The organism is Rhizobium sp. PP-F2F-G48 (genome assembly GCF_004342335.1).
Taxonomy (GTDB): Bacteria; Pseudomonadota; Alphaproteobacteria; order Rhizobiales; family Rhizobiaceae; genus Ferranicluibacter.
This window is the reverse complement of record NZ_SLVH01000012.1, coordinates 105874-123164: the sequence shown is the minus strand read 5'-3', so window position 1 is coordinate 123164 and position 17291 is coordinate 105874. Positions and strand designations below refer to the sequence as shown.

At 61.9% G+C, this 17291-nt stretch carries 13 protein-coding genes; 5 read left to right on the top strand and 8 right to left on the bottom strand.

From position 1 onward, the window contains the following. Positions 1-20: 20 nt before the first annotated feature. The 3 genes from repC to repA form a co-directional block, all read right to left on the bottom strand. Complete coding sequence (gene repC, locus C8J36_RS21855; RefSeq protein ID WP_132537447.1) at positions 21-1238, bottom strand: plasmid replication protein RepC; 1218 nt, start codon at positions 1236-1238, stop codon at positions 21-23. 225 nt (positions 1239-1463) lie between these two features. Next, positions 1464-2510, bottom strand: a complete 1047-nt coding sequence (gene repB, locus C8J36_RS21850; RefSeq protein ID WP_132537446.1) for a plasmid partitioning protein RepB — start codon at positions 2508-2510, stop codon at positions 1464-1466. After that, positions 2507-3730, bottom strand: a complete 1224-nt coding sequence (gene repA, locus C8J36_RS21845; protein WP_245506697.1) for a plasmid partitioning protein RepA — start codon at positions 3728-3730, stop codon at positions 2507-2509. Before repA ends, repB begins: the two co-directional genes overlap by 4 nt. Before the next feature lie 393 nt (positions 3731-4123). Here repA and C8J36_RS21840 point away from each other — a divergent pair, with 393 nt between their 5' ends. After that, a complete protein-coding gene (locus C8J36_RS21840; protein ID WP_132537444.1) occupies positions 4124-6001 on the top strand; it encodes a PAS domain-containing protein in 1878 nt (625 codons plus the stop codon). A 64-nt stretch (positions 6002-6065) separates the two neighbouring features. Here C8J36_RS21840 and C8J36_RS21835 read toward each other — a convergent pair whose 3' ends face one another. Further along, positions 6066-6959: a PhnA-like protein gene (locus C8J36_RS21835; protein ID WP_132537443.1), complete on the bottom strand. Its 894-nt coding sequence runs from the start codon at positions 6957-6959 to the stop codon at positions 6066-6068. Positions 6960-7214: 255 nt separating this feature from the next. Between C8J36_RS21835 and C8J36_RS21830 the strand changes: the two genes are divergently transcribed. Beyond that, complete coding sequence (locus tag C8J36_RS21830; RefSeq protein WP_132537442.1) at positions 7215-7589, top strand: cytochrome c family protein; 375 nt, start codon at positions 7215-7217, stop codon at positions 7587-7589. A 30-nt stretch (positions 7590-7619) separates the two neighbouring features. On the opposite strand, the gene C8J36_RS21825 is transcribed toward C8J36_RS21830, so the two are convergent. The 4 genes from C8J36_RS21825 to ugpC all read right to left on the bottom strand — a co-directional run bounded on the left by C8J36_RS21825 (position 7620) and on the right by ugpC (position 13902). Then, positions 7620-10835 (bottom strand): efflux RND transporter permease subunit, encoded by a 3216-nt coding sequence (locus tag C8J36_RS21825; RefSeq protein WP_132537441.1) that lies wholly within the window; start codon positions 10833-10835, stop codon positions 7620-7622. 97 nt (positions 10836-10932) lie between these two features. After that, positions 10933-12081 carry an efflux RND transporter periplasmic adaptor subunit gene (locus tag C8J36_RS21820; RefSeq protein WP_132537440.1) on the bottom strand — a complete coding sequence of 383 codons (1149 nt, stop codon included), beginning with the start codon at positions 12079-12081 and terminating at the stop codon, positions 10933-10935. A gap of 80 nt (positions 12082-12161) precedes the next feature. Beyond that, positions 12162-12761: a TetR family transcriptional regulator gene (locus tag C8J36_RS21815; protein WP_132537439.1), complete on the bottom strand. Its 600-nt coding sequence runs from the start codon at positions 12759-12761 to the stop codon at positions 12162-12164. Positions 12762-12885: 124 nt separating this feature from the next. Continuing rightward, positions 12886-13902 carry a sn-glycerol-3-phosphate ABC transporter ATP-binding protein UgpC gene (gene ugpC / locus C8J36_RS21810; RefSeq protein ID WP_132537470.1) on the bottom strand — a complete coding sequence of 339 codons (1017 nt, stop codon included), beginning with the start codon at positions 13900-13902 and terminating at the stop codon, positions 12886-12888. Positions 13903-14153: 251 nt separating this feature from the next. Here ugpC and C8J36_RS21805 point away from each other — a divergent pair, with 251 nt between their 5' ends. The 3 genes from C8J36_RS21805 (at position 14154) to C8J36_RS21795 (ending at position 17288) form a co-directional block, all read left to right on the top strand. Further along, complete coding sequence (locus tag C8J36_RS21805; RefSeq protein ID WP_062596778.1) at positions 14154-15449, top strand: extracellular solute-binding protein; 1296 nt, start codon at positions 14154-14156, stop codon at positions 15447-15449. Between the two features lie 97 nt (positions 15450-15546). Beyond that, positions 15547-16446, top strand: a complete 900-nt coding sequence (locus C8J36_RS21800) for a sugar ABC transporter permease (protein ID WP_062596779.1) — start codon at positions 15547-15549, stop codon at positions 16444-16446. Then, positions 16446-17288 carry a carbohydrate ABC transporter permease gene (locus tag C8J36_RS21795; protein ID WP_062596780.1) on the top strand — a complete coding sequence of 281 codons (843 nt, stop codon included), beginning with the start codon at positions 16446-16448 and terminating at the stop codon, positions 17286-17288. The genes C8J36_RS21800 and C8J36_RS21795 overlap by 1 nt, the downstream gene beginning before the upstream one ends. Positions 17289-17291 lie beyond the last annotated feature (3 nt).

The following is a 17291-nucleotide window of genomic DNA, read 5'->3' as shown; positions in this document are numbered from 1 at the left end:
ATGCACCGACCTCTTGCAAATCACAGATGCGGCTCCGCCGTTCGCGCCGTCTTCCTCGATTTTACGACTCCCATCAACATTTGGGACGATGAAAACTTCCCGACCTTCGCTTGTTGCGTCAAATGGCGAAGGTATCCGCCCGGCGATCGGATCGTCTCGCTCCGTTCGAGAATGCAGCTGATCGCCACAGCGGCGGGAACGGGGCCCATCGTGGCGCAGGCGGCCTCGTAGGCAGACGGGCTGATCCCGAACATTCGGCCGACGACATTTGCGGCTGACGTCAAGTCTCGCCAATCTCGAATTTCACAGCGCGCAGCGTAGTCCGATATCGATGGGCATGTTGCGAGAACGAGGGTCAGCGAATTTGGCAGCGTCGGTATCTTGCTCGTTGCTGGGCGATCTGGTTTCTCGTCGTTGGTTTTCATGTGAGATGACCGTTCAGAATCAAGAGAAGATTCGGATTCTGATTTCTGTATGTGCCGCTCATTCTGGCAGGGATTGCCGCTCGGTTTTTGCGTATTCTTCCATGCTTCCAAGGCTTTGATGATGAGATCCCGCAAATCGCGAAGCTTGCTGTAGGCGTCAGCGATTTGGGAGACGGCAGCGTTACGAGGAATGCCGTCGATAATCTCTCGAAACGTCCCGTAATGCTCGTCCCAGGTGCCGGCCGCCCCTTCCGCCGTCGCCATTGCAAGGAGCTTTGCAACATCGCGCCGGCAAATGGTGAGGCTCTCCCGAACTTCCTGCAGTTGAAGCCGATCGGCGACAACCTCGCGTGCGAGGGTCTCGATTTCCGACGAGCGGGAGAGCAGGGGCGCAAGGGAGAAGCCGAAAGCCTCCCTCAGATCGCCATTCTGGTGCCGGCGGCTGTAGCGCTTGCCGTTCGCGCTGTCTTTGCGGGCGATCAGGCCGGCATCGACGAGCAGGGCGAGGTGGCGTCGAATGGTCTGTTCCGCCATGCCATTGGCGCGCAGGGACAGTTGCTGGTTCGACGGAAAGACGACGAGTCCTGTTTCTGCGGATATCTCCGTCTTTGGATAGAAGGAGAGGAGAGCATTCAGCAGCGCAAGCGTACGGTCGGAGATGCCAAGGCGGCTCCTTGCTTCACAGAGTGCGCGGTAGAGCTTCCATTTATCGACCGAATGCGAAAGCTCGCTGTGTGCCGTGCTCTGTCCCGTGAGCATGGCAAGCGTCATCGGCCGCCGCCCAAAGGGCGTCGTCACAAGATAAGTGTCCATTTTCGTTGCCTCCAAGCGTAGGGCAAACGATTCCGGTCACCAAAGCGGCGTTCTCACGTTGACAAGTGATTCGAAGGGAGCTATTCGTTTCTCTGCTACAAGACAACAAAGGCTCTCAGGTGGTTCGCCGCTTGGGGGCCTTTCGTTTAACCGATACTGCATCCTTTCCTAGTTATCGTTTCGCCAGCCCCTAAAACGGGGAAACCCTGTCACGTGACAGGGTTTTTAAGCGTCCTCGTCGTCCCGGCGCTCGAACTTCTCGACCAACCGCGGCATTTCAGCCTGCAGGAAGGCCGAGAACGCAGCGCCTTTCGGGCCCGCATGGACAATACGCAATTCCTTCGCAGAAATTTTAACCCGGGCGATATCCTGTCCGCTCGGATCTCTCAGCGAGAGAACATCGTTGCTTCCGTCATCGCGCATGATCGCGGGAGCCTTCAAAGCAGCCAGTGCGAGGCGGAAGCGATCGTCCGAACTCATGGTCGACGTGCCATCCGAGCGCAGGCGCTTCTGAAGAAGGACGGACCCGCCCTCGGATGCGGAAAAAAGCTTAGCGAAATCGCCCCACCGTGGGCGCCCCACCTTCGGTGCTCGACCGATCAGCTCAATGATGTCGAGCGGCACTGCACGGTAAACCCCGCGCATGCGGGCAAGCTCTGCATCATCGATCGCAAGTGCGGCCTTGATGTCGCGCGGCTTTATCTGAGCGTCATCCATCCGCGCCGTAAACAGTGCACGTTCGATCCAGGTCAGGTCCTGCCGCGCGGCGTTCTCAATCCCTTGCGAGACGACGAGGTCACGATCCGACATCTCGACGACGAGCGCACGGACCGGTATCCCGAGCTCCTTAGCCGCCTTAAGACGGCGATGGCCATAAATGACCTGATACCGCCCGGCGCGCTCGGGATGGGGTCGAACTTGGATCGGAATGCGCTGACCTTCGGCCTCGAAGGTCGCCCTGAAGGCTGCAAAATCCGCATCATTGTCGTCGGCTAGGCGATCGGGATAGGGGGAGGGGTCGATAAGCGAAGCATCGAGTTCCAGGCTCGCCCCGGTGCCGGATTCGACAAGGGCTTTCAGCCTGTCGCGCTCGTCGCGAAGCTCTCCGATCGAGCGTTGAGCGGCACCGATCACACCCGCGCCGACGCGCGGAAGGGCAGGGCCGGATTGCGGGCTGGCGGCAGGATTTTGCTCGACACGCTGCGGATCGGCGTCCACCGCAGCCGACAGGAGCCCGAAATTGGCAATGATCGATTTCTTCGTCTTGCTCATGTCCTGCCCCAGCTTTGCCGGACAAGGTCGAGAATGCTCTCATTGACGGCGTCCATCGCTTCGCGCGCGCGGCGATGCGTATCGCGTCCGACCTGACCGATCTCAAGTTCGTACAGGCTGCGCTTCGCGAGCCCGGCGGCTTCGACGGCGGTACTCTCGACCGCCGTGGCGAGAAGAACATCGGAACCGAAAAGGTGCCGCAGCATCGCGACAACCTGCGACTGCGGCTGGTCGTTCGGATCGTGACGTGTGATCAGATATCGGAAGAAATCCTGGCTCAATTCGGCACCGTTTTCGTTCAGCACCTGGATCAGGTCTCCCATCATCAGCAGGAACTGGCTCATCGACGCGACATCGAGCATCGCGGGATGGACCGTCACGATCATTCCGGTTGCTGCGTAAATCGCACCAAGCGTCAGAAAGCCGAGGGAAGGGGGCGTGTCGAGAACGACGACGTCGTAATCCGCCTCCACTTCCAGCAGCGCCATCTTCAGCCGCTCGAAGAAAATGCCGCCGGCACCACCGCCGCGCTGTGCAAGTACGCGCGGCGTGTCATGCTCATATTCCATGACCTCGAGATTGCCCGGGATCAGATCGATGCCGTCGAAATATGTCTTGCGGATAATGTCACGGATCGGACGGCGCTGATCGTCGTAGCGCAGGGCGGCGTAGATCGTTTCATTCGGACCGACGTCGACCTCTGGCTGGGCGCCGAACATGGCCGAAAGCGAGGCCTGCGGATCGAGATCGATGGCAAGGACCCGATAACCATGCAGAGCGAGGAAATGCGCGAGATGCACACTTGTCGTGGTCTTCGCACTCCCGCCTTTGAAGTTCGATATTGCGAGGACCTGGAGATGCTCGCCATCCTGTCGATGTGGCAGGAAGCGTTGGGCTTCCGATGGCTTCTGCTCCGCGAAGAAGCTCCGTAACTCATTGATCTGATTGAGCGTATAGGCGCGATGGTTGTTCTCGAGACGGCTTGGAACTGGCCCACGTCCCTCGATGGACAGAAGCTTCAACGTCGAATCGGGGATGGAGGTCAGCTTTGAGACCTCGTTTGTCAGAAAGAAACGCAGGTTCTTTTCGGCTTTCGGGGGGTACATGCGGGCGCGCAACTGCTGTAGCTGGTTGGACAGCATTCCGGCATGCCGCATGATTTTGGCAGCGGCATCCTCTTGCCCGGCGGTTTCGCGCCGCACGTCATCTCTTAGCGCCATTTGTCCCTCTTGTCGGCCAGCATGCGTTTTAGCGGCCATTCGTCGCCAAGCTACGCCATGATTCTTGTGCGGCGTCCAGTGAAATAGCAAATGGACGTCGCATGCCGGCTAACGAAGATTAGGGAGACAAGCGTCGAAAAGAAAACGAAACCATAGGGTTAATGGATCATGAATCGAAGTCGAAGCGTTGCGACGATCCTGTTCGCATGATCCCGTTTAAGACCGAAATGCGCGGCAGACCATGAGGAAACGTCTCCGTTGGAGAGAATCGTCATTCTTGACCATCTGCCGCTCTCGCGACGAATCCAGGCAGCTTTCGGCCCATTTCGTGTTAGCTAACATACAGTGGGCGCGCTTTGGAGCAACGATCCGGCGCGCCTACTGTATGTAAAAATGGACTTGACGCTTATGAACCCCGCAGCCTCTTCCCCCGCCGTTCTGCGCATGAATGCAGAACTCGCCGCCGCAGATCCACGCCTTGTTCAAAATGCCGATCTTCTCGCCGCCGTTCTTGCAGGCTGTGGAGATTGCATCAAGATCCTCGATCTGGACGGCCACCTCCAGTTCATGAGCGATGGCGGCAAGCAGGTCATGGAAGTCGATGATTTCAATGCGATACGGGGGTGCCCGTGGCCGGATTTCTGGGCTGGTGAAGGCAATGACGTCGCGAAGGCGGCGATCGCTTCGGCAAAGCAGGGTGTTCCCTCCCGGTTTTCCGGATCGGCTGTCACCCTGAAGGGCAGCCCAAGATACTGGGACGTTCAGGTTCTGCCCATAGCGGGGGCCGACGGAGTGCCGACCCACCTCCTGTCGATATCGAGGGACATCACCGAAACGCGTCTGGCGCGAGAAGAAGCCAGTCATCTGTCGGCCGAGCTTCACGAAGCCGCAATGCGGGAAGCCGACAGCATGCGCCGCCTTTTCGAGAGCGCGCCGAGTTTCCTCTGCACGCTGGAGGGGCCGCATCACGTCGTGAAGATCGTCAACGGCGCCTTCTCGCGCCTGATCGGTCCGCGCGCCTCGGTTGGCCGGCTGTTCCGCTCCGTCTTGCCTGAACTGGAAGACCAGCAGGTTCTCAAGCTGTTCGATCGCGTCTACGCGACGGGTGAAGCGTTGACAGGGCGCGGCGAGTTGATCCGTCTGAAGCGCTTCGCGGGTGAGGCCGAGGAGGATTTCTACCTGAACTTCGTCATCCAGCCGATCCGCGATCTACAAGGCCGGATCACTGGACTGTTCATCGAGGGGCACGATGTCACGGATCTGAAGCGCGCCGAACTGGCGCTTCGCCAACGTGAGCTGCAGCTGCAATTGGCGCTTTCCTCCGCCGAAATGGGCGTCTGGGAAGCTGTGATCGTCGATGGACGGGTCGTCGCGACGTCCGAGGATGCACGCGCATCCTTTCTTCTCGGGCGGCAGTCCACGGAGCGGCCATCGTTCGAGACTTTCGTCGCCCATGTCCATCCGGATGATCGACCGTCTCTCGATCGCTCCGTCGAAAAGGCTCTGGACCCCCTGGGGGAGGGCCATCTCGATGTTGAATATCGGGTCCTCTCCGGCGAAGATCGTCCGGAACGCTGGATTCACGCGCGCGCACAGGTCGTGGCCGAGGGGCAGACCACGCGTCTCATCGGCACAGTGCGTGATATCACGGCGATCAAGGACGCAGAGAGCCAATACACCCTCCTGAATGGCGAGCTTCAGCATCGGATCAAGAACACGCTGGCGATGGTCAGTGCGATCGCGTCGCAGACCCTGAAAGGCGAAGCCATTCTGGAGCAGCGCGACACCTTCAATGCGCGTCTGCACACGCTCGCACACGCGCACGACCTTCTGATGGGGGAGGCGCAGGAAAAGGGCAGCATCCGCGAAGTCATCGAAACCGCTCTGGCACCGCATCGCGCGGCTGCGGCGCAGTTCGATGTTTCCGGTCCGGATCTGTCGCTCTCGCCCAAGCAAACGCTTTCGCTGGCCCTGGCGATGCATGAGCTGGCGACCAACGCCGCAAAGTACGGCGCCCTGTCCACACCGAACGGCCGAGTTCTCGTCAATTGGGAGCAAGCCATGAGCGGATCGGATGCGCGGGGCTTCGCGATGCGCTGGGAAGAGCAGGGTGGGCCGACCGTCCTTCAGCCGACCCGGTCCGGTTTCGGCTCGCGGCTGATCACCCGCGTTCTCGCCGCGGATTTCAAGGGCGACGTCAAGCTGGACTACACGCCGGGTGGGCTGATCTGCACGCTGGTTTCGCGTTTTCCGGTCGATGCCGGACCGTGAAGCTCACGAAAAAGCCGCCCGTCTTTCGACGGGCGGCCGCACAGGTGGCTTTCTTTAGCCGGCTTTAGACGCGGACGTCGTCCAGATCCCGCTTGGTGCCGGCAACGCCGCCGAACCAGGCGGCGATGGCGCCGAGAACCAGAGCGACGAAGCCGAGGATGGCACCGGTCGAGACGGCAGCCGTTGCTGTCTGTGCAGCTTCGATGGCCTTCTGCTTGGCGGCTTCCATGTTCTGGCGATAGGTCTGCTCGTACTGCTGAACCTGGGTGCGGGCCTGATCGACCGGGATATTCTGGGCGCGGGCAAGAGCTTCGGCAGCACGCGTACGGGCTTCTTCGGCGCTTGCTTCGTCACCGGTGACGACAGCCTGGATCGCAGATACGGCGGCGTTCTGGAGGGCCTGCGGATCATTGCCCGTGGTGTTGCGGATCTGCTGCTCGATGCCGGCCATCGGGTTGGTAACATCGGACAGCGCCGGCGCTGCTGTCGTTGCAGCGGTGGCGGCCGTGCGACCGACACCACCGACGACGCTCGACAGGCCGCTAAACGCGCCGCCGACGATTGCGCCGACGGAGGTCGTCAGCAGATAGAGGACGACGAGAGCTGTGACGGCCCAGGCGGTGACGCCGTGATAGCCGCCGGTCGACTTGCTGGGGCGGCCCGAAAGGCGGCTTGCAACGTAACCGCCAACGAACGACGCAATGATGCCGGAGACGACGAACCAGGCACCACCAGCCATGGAAAACGTGCTGGCCTGCGGATTGTCGTATTGTGCGGGATCGATGACCGCAGCGCCTATGCCGACGCCGAGGAGATTGAGAAGGAACTGCACGGCGAGCGCCAGCGCGACGCCGGCGAAAATGGAACCCCAGGATACTTTGTGCAAGGACGCAGTTACTGAAGGCACGCTACCGTAGACGGTTTCGGTCGGACGATAGGAAGAGGCTGGGATTGTCATATTGTTCGGGTCCTTTAGAGCGTATCGCAAACGTGCGAGCGGTCAGAGAACGCGAGATTTGGTAAGAAGTTCCAGACATTAGAAAAACATAAAGAGATGGTGCACTTTTGACAAAACCGGCACCGTCGAGCGCTGATGACACTGCGGATGTGCCTTCAAGCCCTCGGGCTCGGCCGTCTTGATGGCATCGCGCAACCGTCTATACTTCGGTCAGATCGAAGCCGAAGCCGAAGCCGAAGCTTGAGGAGTGAACGCATGCGTGCCGTCCGGATCTCCATCTTGCTTGCGGCTCTTCTCCCGGTCCCTTTCGCCTCCGCCGAAGACATCGAGCACGGCCGACGGGTTTTCCAGACATGCGCGTCCTGTCATGTCCCGGATGCGGAGACCAACAAATACGGTCCCTATCTCAAGGGCGTCTTGGGCCGGAAAGCCGGCATGGTGCCGGACTTCCGCTATTCGCAGGCAATGACGGACGCGGGCAATGCCGGCCTTGTCTGGGATGACGAGACGCTCGCAGCCTTTCTCAACAGCCCGAAAAAGAAGGTTCCGGGCACGAGCATGCGCTTCTGGGGCCTGTGGAGCGAGGCCGAGATCCGGGATGTCATCGCCTATCTGAAGACGTTTCCCTGAAGACAGCCGCAAGCACGAGCGCTCGCCATCTCACTCCGCCGCCAGCGCGGGCACCTCCCTGTTGTCGTCCGTCTGGTTTTCGGGCTCCCGTTCCTGCCTGGCCTGTTTCGGCTCGCGGCCAAAGAACAGGGCATAGGCCGCCGGCAGCACGAAGATGGTGAGGACGGTCGCGACCAGGATACCGCCCATCATGGCGTAGGCGAGAGGGCCCCAGAAGACGCCGCGCGAGATCGGGATCAGTGCGAGAACGGCGGTCAGTGCGGTCAGCATGATCGGGCGGAACCGCAGCACGGCGCCGCCGATGATCGCGTCCATGCGGTTCATGCCTGCCGCGATATCCTGATCGATCTGGTCGATCAGGATGATCGAGTTGCGGATGATGATCCCCAGCAGGGCGATGACGCCGAGAATGGCGACGAAGCCGAAGGGGGCGCCGCTGATCAGCAGGGCCGCGCTCGCTCCGATGATGCCGAGCGGACCGGTGGCGAGCACCAGCATCGCCTTTCCGAAGTGCTGCAGCTGGATCATCAGCAGGATGACGATGATCATGAGCATGATCGGCGCTTTCGCCGCGATCGAGGCCTGGCTTTCCGCGGCATCCTCGGCGCCGCCCTGGATTTCCACCTTGTAGCCCGGTGCAAGACCGTCGCGCAGATCCTGCATGCCGGCATACATCTGGGTGACCACATCGTTCGGCTGCACGCCATCGGGCAGGGTGGCGCGAACGGAGATCGTGGGCAGCCGGTCGCGCCGCCAGACGACGCCCTGCTCCAGAACCGGCACCACCTTGGCGATCTGGGAGAGGGGGATGAAGCCGCCGAAATCGGTCGGGATATAGACGGAGTTCACCGCCGACAGCAGCTTGCGGTTCTCGTCCGGCTCGCGCGCGACGATCGACACCGTCTCCTCGCCGTCTCGGAAATCCCCAAGGGGTGCTCCGTTGGTCGTGGTCTGAAGCATCTGGCGAATGCGCTGCGAGGTGACGCCGAGCGCGCGGGCGCGATCCTGATCGACGATCAGACGCATGGCCGGCACGGGCTCCAGCCAGTCGTCATGGACGGCGCCCAGCATCGGATTGCCCTGGAAGCGCTTCTTCACTTCGTCCGCAATCCGGCGGACCTCGGCGCGATCGGTGCCGCTCACGCGCATCTGCACGGGCCATCCGGTCGGCGGACCGAGGAAGAGGCGGTCCACCTTGGAACGGATCGACGGGAAGTCCTTCGCAAGCATGTCGCGCAGCTTCAGGATCAGTCTTTCGCGGGCCGGCTCGTCGTTTGCCATGACGAGAAGCTGGGCGAAGTTCGGGTTGCGCAGCTGCTGGTCGAGCGGAAGGAAGAAGCGTGGCGCGCCTTCGCCGATATAGCTTGCCACGAAACGCTTGTCCGGATCATCCAGGATACGGGCTTCCAGCGCCTTGGTCTGGGCCTCGACCTCCTTGATGCTCGTGCCCTCGGGAAGCCAGAGATCGACCATGATCTCGGGACGCGAAGATTGCGGGAAGAAGTTCTGTGGGATGAACTGAAACGCCCAGAGGCTGGTCACGAAGGTGCCGAGCGTCAGAGCAATGACGATCAGGCGGTGGCGCACGCTCCAGGCGACGGTGGCGCGCAGACGGCGGTAGAAGCGTGTGTCGAAGACATCATGATGCCCGCCGGCATGCTTGCGTTGCTTCAGGATCATATGGCCGAGCCATGGGGTGAAATAGACCGCCACGAACCAGGACACCACGAGTGCGATGCCGACGACGTAGAACAGGGAGCGGACGTATTCACCGGCCGTCGAGGCGGCAAAGCCGACCGGAATGAAACCCGCGATCGTGATCAGCGTGCCGGTCAGCATGGGGAAGGCCGTCGAGGAATAGGCAAAGCTCGCCGCTTCGATCTTGACGAGCCCTTCGTCCAGCTTGCGCTCCATCAACTCGACGACAATCATGGCGTCATCGACCAGGAGGCCGAGTGCAATGATGAGGGCGCCCAGCGAAATGCGCTGCAGGTCGATGCCGATTTCATACATGATGGCGAAAGTGGCGGCGAGCACGAGCGGGATCGCGATCGCGATCACCAGTCCCGAGCGCCAGCCGATCGACAGGAACGACACGACAAGCACGATGATGAGCGCTTCTGCGAGCGCCTTCATGAACTCGCCGACGGCTTCGGTCACCACCTCCGGCTGGTTGGAGATCTGCTCGATGTCCACGCCATAGGGCAGCGCGTCTTCGAAACGTGCATAGGTCGCCTCAATCGCCTTGCCGACATCGATGACGTTGAAACCCTTGGCCATGACCACGCCGATCTGGACGCTGTCCTGCCCGTTGACCCGGTATTTTCTGGAAAAGGGGTCTTCGAGCCCGGATGACACCGCGGCGATATCGCCCAGGCGCGTGATCTGGTTGCCGGAGCGCAGACGCAGGTTCTTGATATCCTCGACCTTCCGAACATCGCCTTCGACGGAGATGCGCACGGAGCGGTCGCCGGTATCCACATTGCCGGCAGGGTCGATCGCGTTCTGCCCGGCGAGCGTATCTCTGAGGTCGTTCAGCGTCAGCCCGCGCTCGGCAAGCGCCTTCGACGAGACGTCGATGAAGATCTTCTCCGGCTGGTCGCCGATGATCACGGCTTTCTCGACGCCGGGCGTGGCGAGAAGCATGTCGCGCGCCGTGATCGCGTAGGTCTTCAGTTCGGGATAGCTGTAGCCGTTGCCCGTCAGGGCATGAAGCGTCACGAAAGTATCGCCGAATTCGTCGTTGAAGAAGGGGCCGATGATGCCCGAGGGAAGCTCGGAGCGGATGTCGCCGACCTTCTTGCGGACCTGATAGAAGGCATCGGCGACCTGTCGGGCGTCGGTGTCGCCCTTCACCTGCAGCGTGATGATCGTGCTTCCGGCGCGGCTGTAAGAGCGGACGAAGTCGAGATGCGGGGTCTCCTGGAGCTTGCGCTCGATCTTGTTGACCACCTGATCCTGCATGTCCTCGATGGAGGCGCCGGGCCAGAGCGCCTGGATGACCATGACGCGGAAGGTGAAATCCGGGTCTTCCTTCTGGCCCATGTTCATCAGTCCGAACACGCCGGACAGGATGATCAGGCCGAACAGAAACCGCGCGATGCTCGGATGGCCGATCGCCCAGCGCGAGAGATTGAAACGTTGACGTGCGTCGGTGCTGGACGACGGCTGCGCGCCGTCATTCCCAAGGCCGGCTTCCCTTGGCAAGGCATTCTTCGGACCGGAAAGGGGACCTTGAGGTTTCATGGCGTCGTTCCGTTTTCGTTTGCCGGCGCGCAGGAGGCGGCGTGGCCGGGCGCTGCGGCAAGGGTTCAATGGGGTCGGTTCGGTGTCCGGGCAGCGATCAGCGGGCGGCTGGGGCCGGTCCCGCAACGCTTGCCTGATGCGGCAAGGCGTCGTTCGGCAGTTTGACCTTGAGGTCTTCGCGCATGAACTGTGTGCCGGCCGTCACCACGATATCCCCGGGCTTCAGGCCATCGGCGATGGTGACCGCCACGCCGCTGAAATCGGCAACGGTCACCGGACGCGCATGCACCGTTTCCTTTGCCGCATCGACCAGCCAGACGAGCGTCGTGTCGCCGTCCTTGGCAAGCGCGCTCAAGGGGATGGAGGCGAGGGCAGGGCCGTTCTCCTGTCGAGCAGAGACGGATGCGGTCATGCCCAGGCGAACACGCTCGTTTTCCGGCAGGCTGACGCGGACGGCAAAGGTGCGAGATTGCGCATCGGCGCTGCCGGCGATCTCGCGGACCTTGCCCGGCAGGGTCAGGCCGGCGCTCGACCAGAGCGTGACATCGACGGCCTTGCCCGGCGTAAAGGCAAAGATGTCCGTTTCCGGCACCGCGATCAGCACCTCCTTCTGGCCATCGGCCGCAACGGTAAGAACCGGCGTCCCCGCCGCGACCACCTGTCCGACCTCGGCACTGACGGCTGTGACGATCCCATCCCGATCGGCGGGCAGGGAACCGTAAGCGACCTGGTTTCGGGCCTGATCGAGCGACGAGCGGGCGGAGTCGCGTGTGGAAACAGCCTGATTGTAGGCCAGTTGCGCCTGTTCGAGCTGTGACTTCGAGGAGACCTGGGACGCAAACAATTCTTCCGCCCGCTTGCGGGAGAGCTCTGCCGTCTCGGCCTGCCGTTCGGCGGCAGACAGATTGGCCTCGGCCGCGCGAACGGACAGCGTGGTGTCCGTGGTGTCGAGCCGGGCGAGGACCTCGCCCTTCTTCACGGGGTCGCCGACATCGACGAGGCGCTCCGTCACCTTGCCGGCAACCCGGAACCCGAGGGCCGTCTCCGTCCGCGCCCGGACCGAGCCCGAATAATCCAGCATGCGGACCGTCTGGTCCTGCGCCACCGTAATGACGCGAACCGGCCGGAGGACGTCCGGTTTGACCTCCGCCTTTTCTTCGGAGCATCCTGCAAGGGCCAATCCCGACGCGACCACAAGAGCGAACGCGGTTGCATGGCGGAATGCTGCGGCGAATGGTTTCGACATGGCCATAATCCTTGTGCGTGTGGGCCGAGCGGTTGGGAGACCCGCGCCGGCCTGATCGTGAGCGTGGTCTTGAACGCGGGTCATGCCTTGAGCGCCTGGATCGCGAAATCGACCAGATCGTGCGGCTGAGCGCGATTTTCCTTGGCGGCGGATTGAGCGGCCATTTGCGGGTGGCAGAGCATGACGGTTGCGGCGCTGAAACACTTCGCCGCGACATGCGGATCCTGCTTGCGGAATTCGCCGGAGGCGATCCCCTCGGCGATGATCCGCGCCGTCAGGTCGTTGACGCGATCGATGTGGCGTTCGATGACATGCCACTCCCGTTCGATGGCGACGACGACCATCTCATGGACTTTCTCCTCGTCCATCATCGTTTCCATCGTCAGATTATGTTGTTCCAGCGTGTAGCGGCGCAGACGCTCGCTGGCACTCAGCGGCAAGGCTGCGATTCTCTGGGCCAGATCGTAGCTCGCGCCCAGCATGCGGCTGCAGAGCGCCTGATGGATTTCCACCTTTGATGCGAAGAAGCGATAGATATTGGCTGTGGACATGCCGAGCTCGCGGGCGATGTCGGCAACATTCGTCTTGCCATAGCCGTAATGTCGGAAGAGCTTCTCGGCGGTATCGAGAATGCGCACGACAGTGTCCTGCCGCGCCGCCTCCATCGTTTCAGTGTTCATGTAACCACTACCTTACGACTGACGAATTCTGTATTTCGTCAGTCGTAAGACAAAACTCGACCATCGTCAATCCGTCTGCGGAATGCCGTCGCCGCCTGCTGCAGAGCTACGACCTGAGGTTCGGCTAAAGTGCGATGCCCTGGTCGTCGAAGCGATACAGGAATTCTTCGTGGGGTTTCACGGTGACGCTCTGCCCGACAGGCAGGACCAGACCGCCATGGGTGCGAATCTGCAGGCGCGGAGCGCCATCGACATCCACGACCAGATAGGTGTCGCTGCCGAGATACTCCGCCGAAACGACACGGCCTTGCCATCCTCCACCGTCGTTGGCGGTGCCGGTCGAGGCCTGCACATCGAAGTGTTCCGGGCGCACGCCGATGGTCGCGGCGCGATATCGGTCGGCCAACGGACCCGTAATCAGGTTCATCTGCGGTGACCCGATGAAGGTTGCCACGAAAATATTGGCGGGCTTGCGGTAGAGATCGAGCGGGTGGCCGATCTGCTCGACCTTGCCGCCGTTCATCACGACGATCTTGTCGGCCATGGTCATGGCTTCGACCTGATCGTGCGTGACATAGACCGTCGTCGTCGCAAGGCGTTGTTGAAGCTCGCGAATTTCTCCCCGCATCTGCACGCGCAGCTTTGCGTCGAGATTGGACAGCGGCTCGTCGAACAGGAAGACTTTGGGTGCGCGAACGATCGCGCGGCCCATGGCGACACGCTGGCGCTGGCCGCCGGAAAGCGCCACCGGCTTTCTGTCGAGATAGCGCGTGAGATCGAGGATCTCGGCCGCCGACGCCACGCGCTTGCCGATCTCGTCCTTTGCAAGGCCCGCGAGCCGCAGGGCGAAGCCCATGTTGGATTCGACCGTCATGTGCGGATAGAGCGCGTAGTTCTGGAAGACCATGGCGATGTCGCGGTCGCGCGGTGCAAGGTCGTTGACGCGCGTCCCCTCGATCCGGATGTCACCCGACGTGATCGCCTCCAGCCCGGCGATCGCGCGCAGCAGCGTGGATTTGCCACAGCCGGACGGGCCGACCAGCGCGAGGAATTCGCCGTCTTCTGCCGTAACGGAAATTCCGTGCAGCACTTCCAAGACCCCATAGGACTTTCGGATTTCCTCAAGTTCCAAACGCGCCATCATCATCCCTCCCGACACGGTGCCCGACACAGTGCTTGACACAAAACAAAAGTGATTTAATCTAATTTCCACGGCCTGGGAAGATCGTTGTTGGAGGCGACAGGGCCGGAAGGGGAGCAGAGGCGGCAGGCAATAGGCTTGTGGCATTCGCAATCCGCGAGACGAGGATGTAAACGCGCACCGCCGCTTCGGGCATCGCTTTGGGCGAGACGAGGTCGGCCGCCTGAAAACGTTTGGGGAGGACATTTGAAATGAACACCAGAATTCTCACGCTCCTGTCGGCCGTCGCCATGACGCTGCCGGTTTCAGCTTTCGCACAGGATACCATCACCGGCGACACCGTCGGCCCGGCCGATGCGCCGAACAAGCTCGTCTTCCGCATGACCTCGGATGGTCCGCGCAACAACGACCCGGTTCTCGCCGAAGGCTACAGCAAGCTCTTCAATGCGTTCGTCGCCAATCATGCGGGATGGCAGGTCGAGTTGCAGATGATGTCCGGCGACATCAGCCAGGAACAGGCCCGCATGCTCGAACAGGCCAAGTCCGGCAATGCACCGGATTGCGCCGCGGTCGACAGCTTCGTGCTGCCGCTCTTCAAAAAGTCCGGCGTCCTGCAGTCGTTCTCGCCCTATTTCAAGAAGGAAGAGATCGACCAGCTGTTCCCGTTCATTCGGGAGGGCGTGACCGGTGCCGACGGGCAGATCTATGCCTGGTGGTGGTCGACCGACCTTCGCGTGCTCTACCGCAACACCGAAATCATTCCGGATGCGCCCGAGACATGGGACGATACGAAGAAGGCGGCGCTCGCCTCCGTCGAAAAGGGCATGGAGGGCATCCTCTTCAACGGCGGTCGCTATGAAGGCACGACCTTCGATTGGCTCTCCAACTTCTGGGGCCAGGGCGGAAAGCTCGTGGACGATGCCGGCAAGCCGATCTTCGGCGAGGGTGAGAACCGGGAGAAATTCGTCAAGGCCGTCAACTACTATCGCGACCTCGTGGAATCCGGTGCGGCACCGAAGCGGGTGGCGACGATCGGCAATTACGACGACTTCAACGCGGCAGCGGCCGCCGGCACCTCGGCTTTGTTCGTCGGCGGCAACTGGCAGTACAGCCAGCTGAAGTCGGTCCTCGAGCCGGAAGAGCTTGCGAAATGGAGCTTCTCGCGGCTTCCCGGCCCGACGAAGGACGAACGCTCCACCGGCACCGGCGGCTGGACGGTCGCGGCCTTCTCCAAGGACCCGGCAAAGGTCGAGATGTGCGCCAATCTCGCCCGTGAGATCTACATGGGCCCGGCCAACGAGCTGCAGGAACAGCTGCCGACCCGCGCCGACTTCTACTCGACCTACAAGATCTTCTCGAGCGACACCAACAAGGCGTTCGGCGAAGCCCTGAAGGTCGGGCAGGCCCGTCCGGGCGCGCCCGTCTATCCGGAGATCTCCAACCAGATCCAGATCATGATGGGCAAGGTGCTGACCGGTGCCGAGACTACGGATGCCGCGGTGGACGAAGCCTTCAAGGCCTCGACCGCAGCCTTCAGCCGCCTCTAGCATCAAGGTTCGGCGCGGGGTCGGTCCCCGCGCCGCACATGTCTCGCAGAAGGCCGTCATCATCATGACCTTGCAGAACGCAACCTTTGAACGCCATATGGTCGCCGGGCTCGCCCGCGGCAGACGGCACGATGCGCCGCGCGTGGTTCCTTGGGTGCTGCCGCTGATCCTCGTGCTCGGGTTGTTCTACCTCTATCCCGTCTTCGACGTCATGCGACTGGCCTTCATGCGGGCGACGCTTCTGGCGAACGACGGCACCTACACGCTGTCCACGCTGATCGAAACGCTGTCGCGGCCGGAGCTCGGCCAGATCCTCTGGGTCACCTTCGTCTTTACCGGCTCGAGCGTCGTCGCCCAGCAGTTGCTCGGTCTCGTCATCGCCCTCGTGGTGGTGCGCGGGGAGGGGCGCGGGCTGTTCGGAACGACCATCGTCCGCACGACGGCCTTGATCGCCTGGGTGGTGCCCGGCATTGCCGGCGGCATCATCTGGAAAATGCTGTTCAACGAAGCGCCCTTCGGCGGGCTCAACAGTATCCTGCGTCTCATGGGTGCTGCACCCGTGCAGTGGTTGTCCGATCCGGATCTCGTCATGTGGTCGGTCGTGCTGTCGAACGTCTGGCGCGGCACCGCCTTTTCCATGGTCGTCATGTATGCGGCGCTGAAGGCGATCGATCCCGTGCTCTACGAGGCGGCCTCCGTCGATGGCGCCAATGCCCGCCAGAAGCTGTTCTACGTGACCCTGCCGCAGTTGCGCGCCGCCATCCTCGTCAACATGATCCTGATCACCATCCAGACGCTCAACACCTTCGACGCGATCATCTCGCTCACCGGCGGCGGTCCCGGACGGGCAACCGAAGTGCTCTCGCTCTACACGTTCAACATCGTCTTCCGGAACTATGATCTTTCGGTCGGTGCCGTGCTGTCGATCCTGATGCTCGCGATCAGCCTGGGGCTTGCGCTCATCTATGCCGTGTTCCTGCCGAAGGGAGACGAATGATGTCGGCTTCCTCCCGCGAGAGACTGGGCGACGCGTTCAGCTACCTGTTCATGCTGGTGATCTTCGTCTTCTTCGCCTGGCCGCTGCTCTGGCTCCTGTCGCTGGCGCTGCGCACCCGCAAGGAAGTCTTTCTCGGCGTCAGCCGCTTCATCCCGAAGGCGCCGACGCTCGACAACTTCGCCATGATCCTCTCCTCCGACAAGTTCCTCGGCTACCTCTGGAATGCCCTGAAACTGTCCTCGCTCAGCGCCATCGGCTGCCTCGTCGTAGCACTGCCGGCGGCCTATGCCTTCTCGCGCTTCAAGTTTCGCGGCAAGGGCGGCTGGATGATGGCCATCCTGTCGGTGCAGATGATCTCGCCGCTCGTCATCCTGGTGCCGCTCTATCGCTACATGGCCGCGATCGGGCTGACCGACAGCCATTTCGGGGTCGTGATGGTCTATATCGCGCTTGCCGTCCCCACGGTGACATGGATTCTCAAGGGCTCGATCGACGGCATCCCGCGAAGCCTCGACGAGGCCGCACTGATCGATGGATGCACTCGGTGGGGTGTCTTCGTGCGGGTCATCCTGCCGCTCTCGACGCCGGGCATCGCGTCCGCCTTCATCATCTCGGTCATCGCCGGCTGGTCGCAGTTTCTCGTGCCCTTCCTGCTCATCACCCGCGAAGCCCTGACGCCGATCGGGGTCGGCATTTTCCAGTATGCCGGCACCCAGAACGATAGCTCCATCCAGTTGCTCGCCGCTGCCTGCCTCGTTTCCGTGGTGCCGGCGATCATCGCCTTCCTCTCCCTGCAGCGCCTCATTCTCGGCGCCATGACCGCCGGCGCGGTCAAGGGTTGATCC

Coding starts and splice junctions, on each gene's coding strand:
- repC (WP_132537447.1), bottom strand. CDS start 1,238: ATGGACACTTATCTTGTGACGACGCCCTTTGGGCGGCGGCCGATGACG.
- repB (WP_132537446.1), bottom strand. CDS start 2,510: ATGAGCAAGACGAAGAAATCGATCATTGCCAATTTCGGGCTCCTGTCG.
- repA (WP_245506697.1), bottom strand. CDS start 3,730: ATGGCGCTAAGAGATGACGTGCGGCGCGAAACCGCCGGGCAAGAGGAT.
- C8J36_RS21840 (WP_132537444.1), top strand. CDS start 4,124: ATGGACTTGACGCTTATGAACCCCGCAGCCTCTTCCCCCGCCGTTCTG.
- C8J36_RS21835 (WP_132537443.1), bottom strand. CDS start 6,959: ATGACAATCCCAGCCTCTTCCTATCGTCCGACCGAAACCGTCTACGGT.
- C8J36_RS21830 (WP_132537442.1), top strand. CDS start 7,215: ATGCGTGCCGTCCGGATCTCCATCTTGCTTGCGGCTCTTCTCCCGGTC.
- C8J36_RS21825 (WP_132537441.1), bottom strand. CDS start 10,835: ATGAAACCTCAAGGTCCCCTTTCCGGTCCGAAGAATGCCTTGCCAAGG.
- C8J36_RS21820 (WP_132537440.1), bottom strand. CDS start 12,081: ATGTCGAAACCATTCGCCGCAGCATTCCGCCATGCAACCGCGTTCGCT.
- C8J36_RS21815 (WP_132537439.1), bottom strand. CDS start 12,761: ATGAACACTGAAACGATGGAGGCGGCGCGGCAGGACACTGTCGTGCGC.
- ugpC (WP_132537470.1), bottom strand. CDS start 13,902: ATGGCGCGTTTGGAACTTGAGGAAATCCGAAAGTCCTATGGGGTCTTG.
- C8J36_RS21805 (WP_062596778.1), top strand. CDS start 14,154: ATGAACACCAGAATTCTCACGCTCCTGTCGGCCGTCGCCATGACGCTG.
- C8J36_RS21800 (WP_062596779.1), top strand. CDS start 15,547: ATGGTCGCCGGGCTCGCCCGCGGCAGACGGCACGATGCGCCGCGCGTG.
- C8J36_RS21795 (WP_062596780.1), top strand. CDS start 16,446: ATGTCGGCTTCCTCCCGCGAGAGACTGGGCGACGCGTTCAGCTACCTG.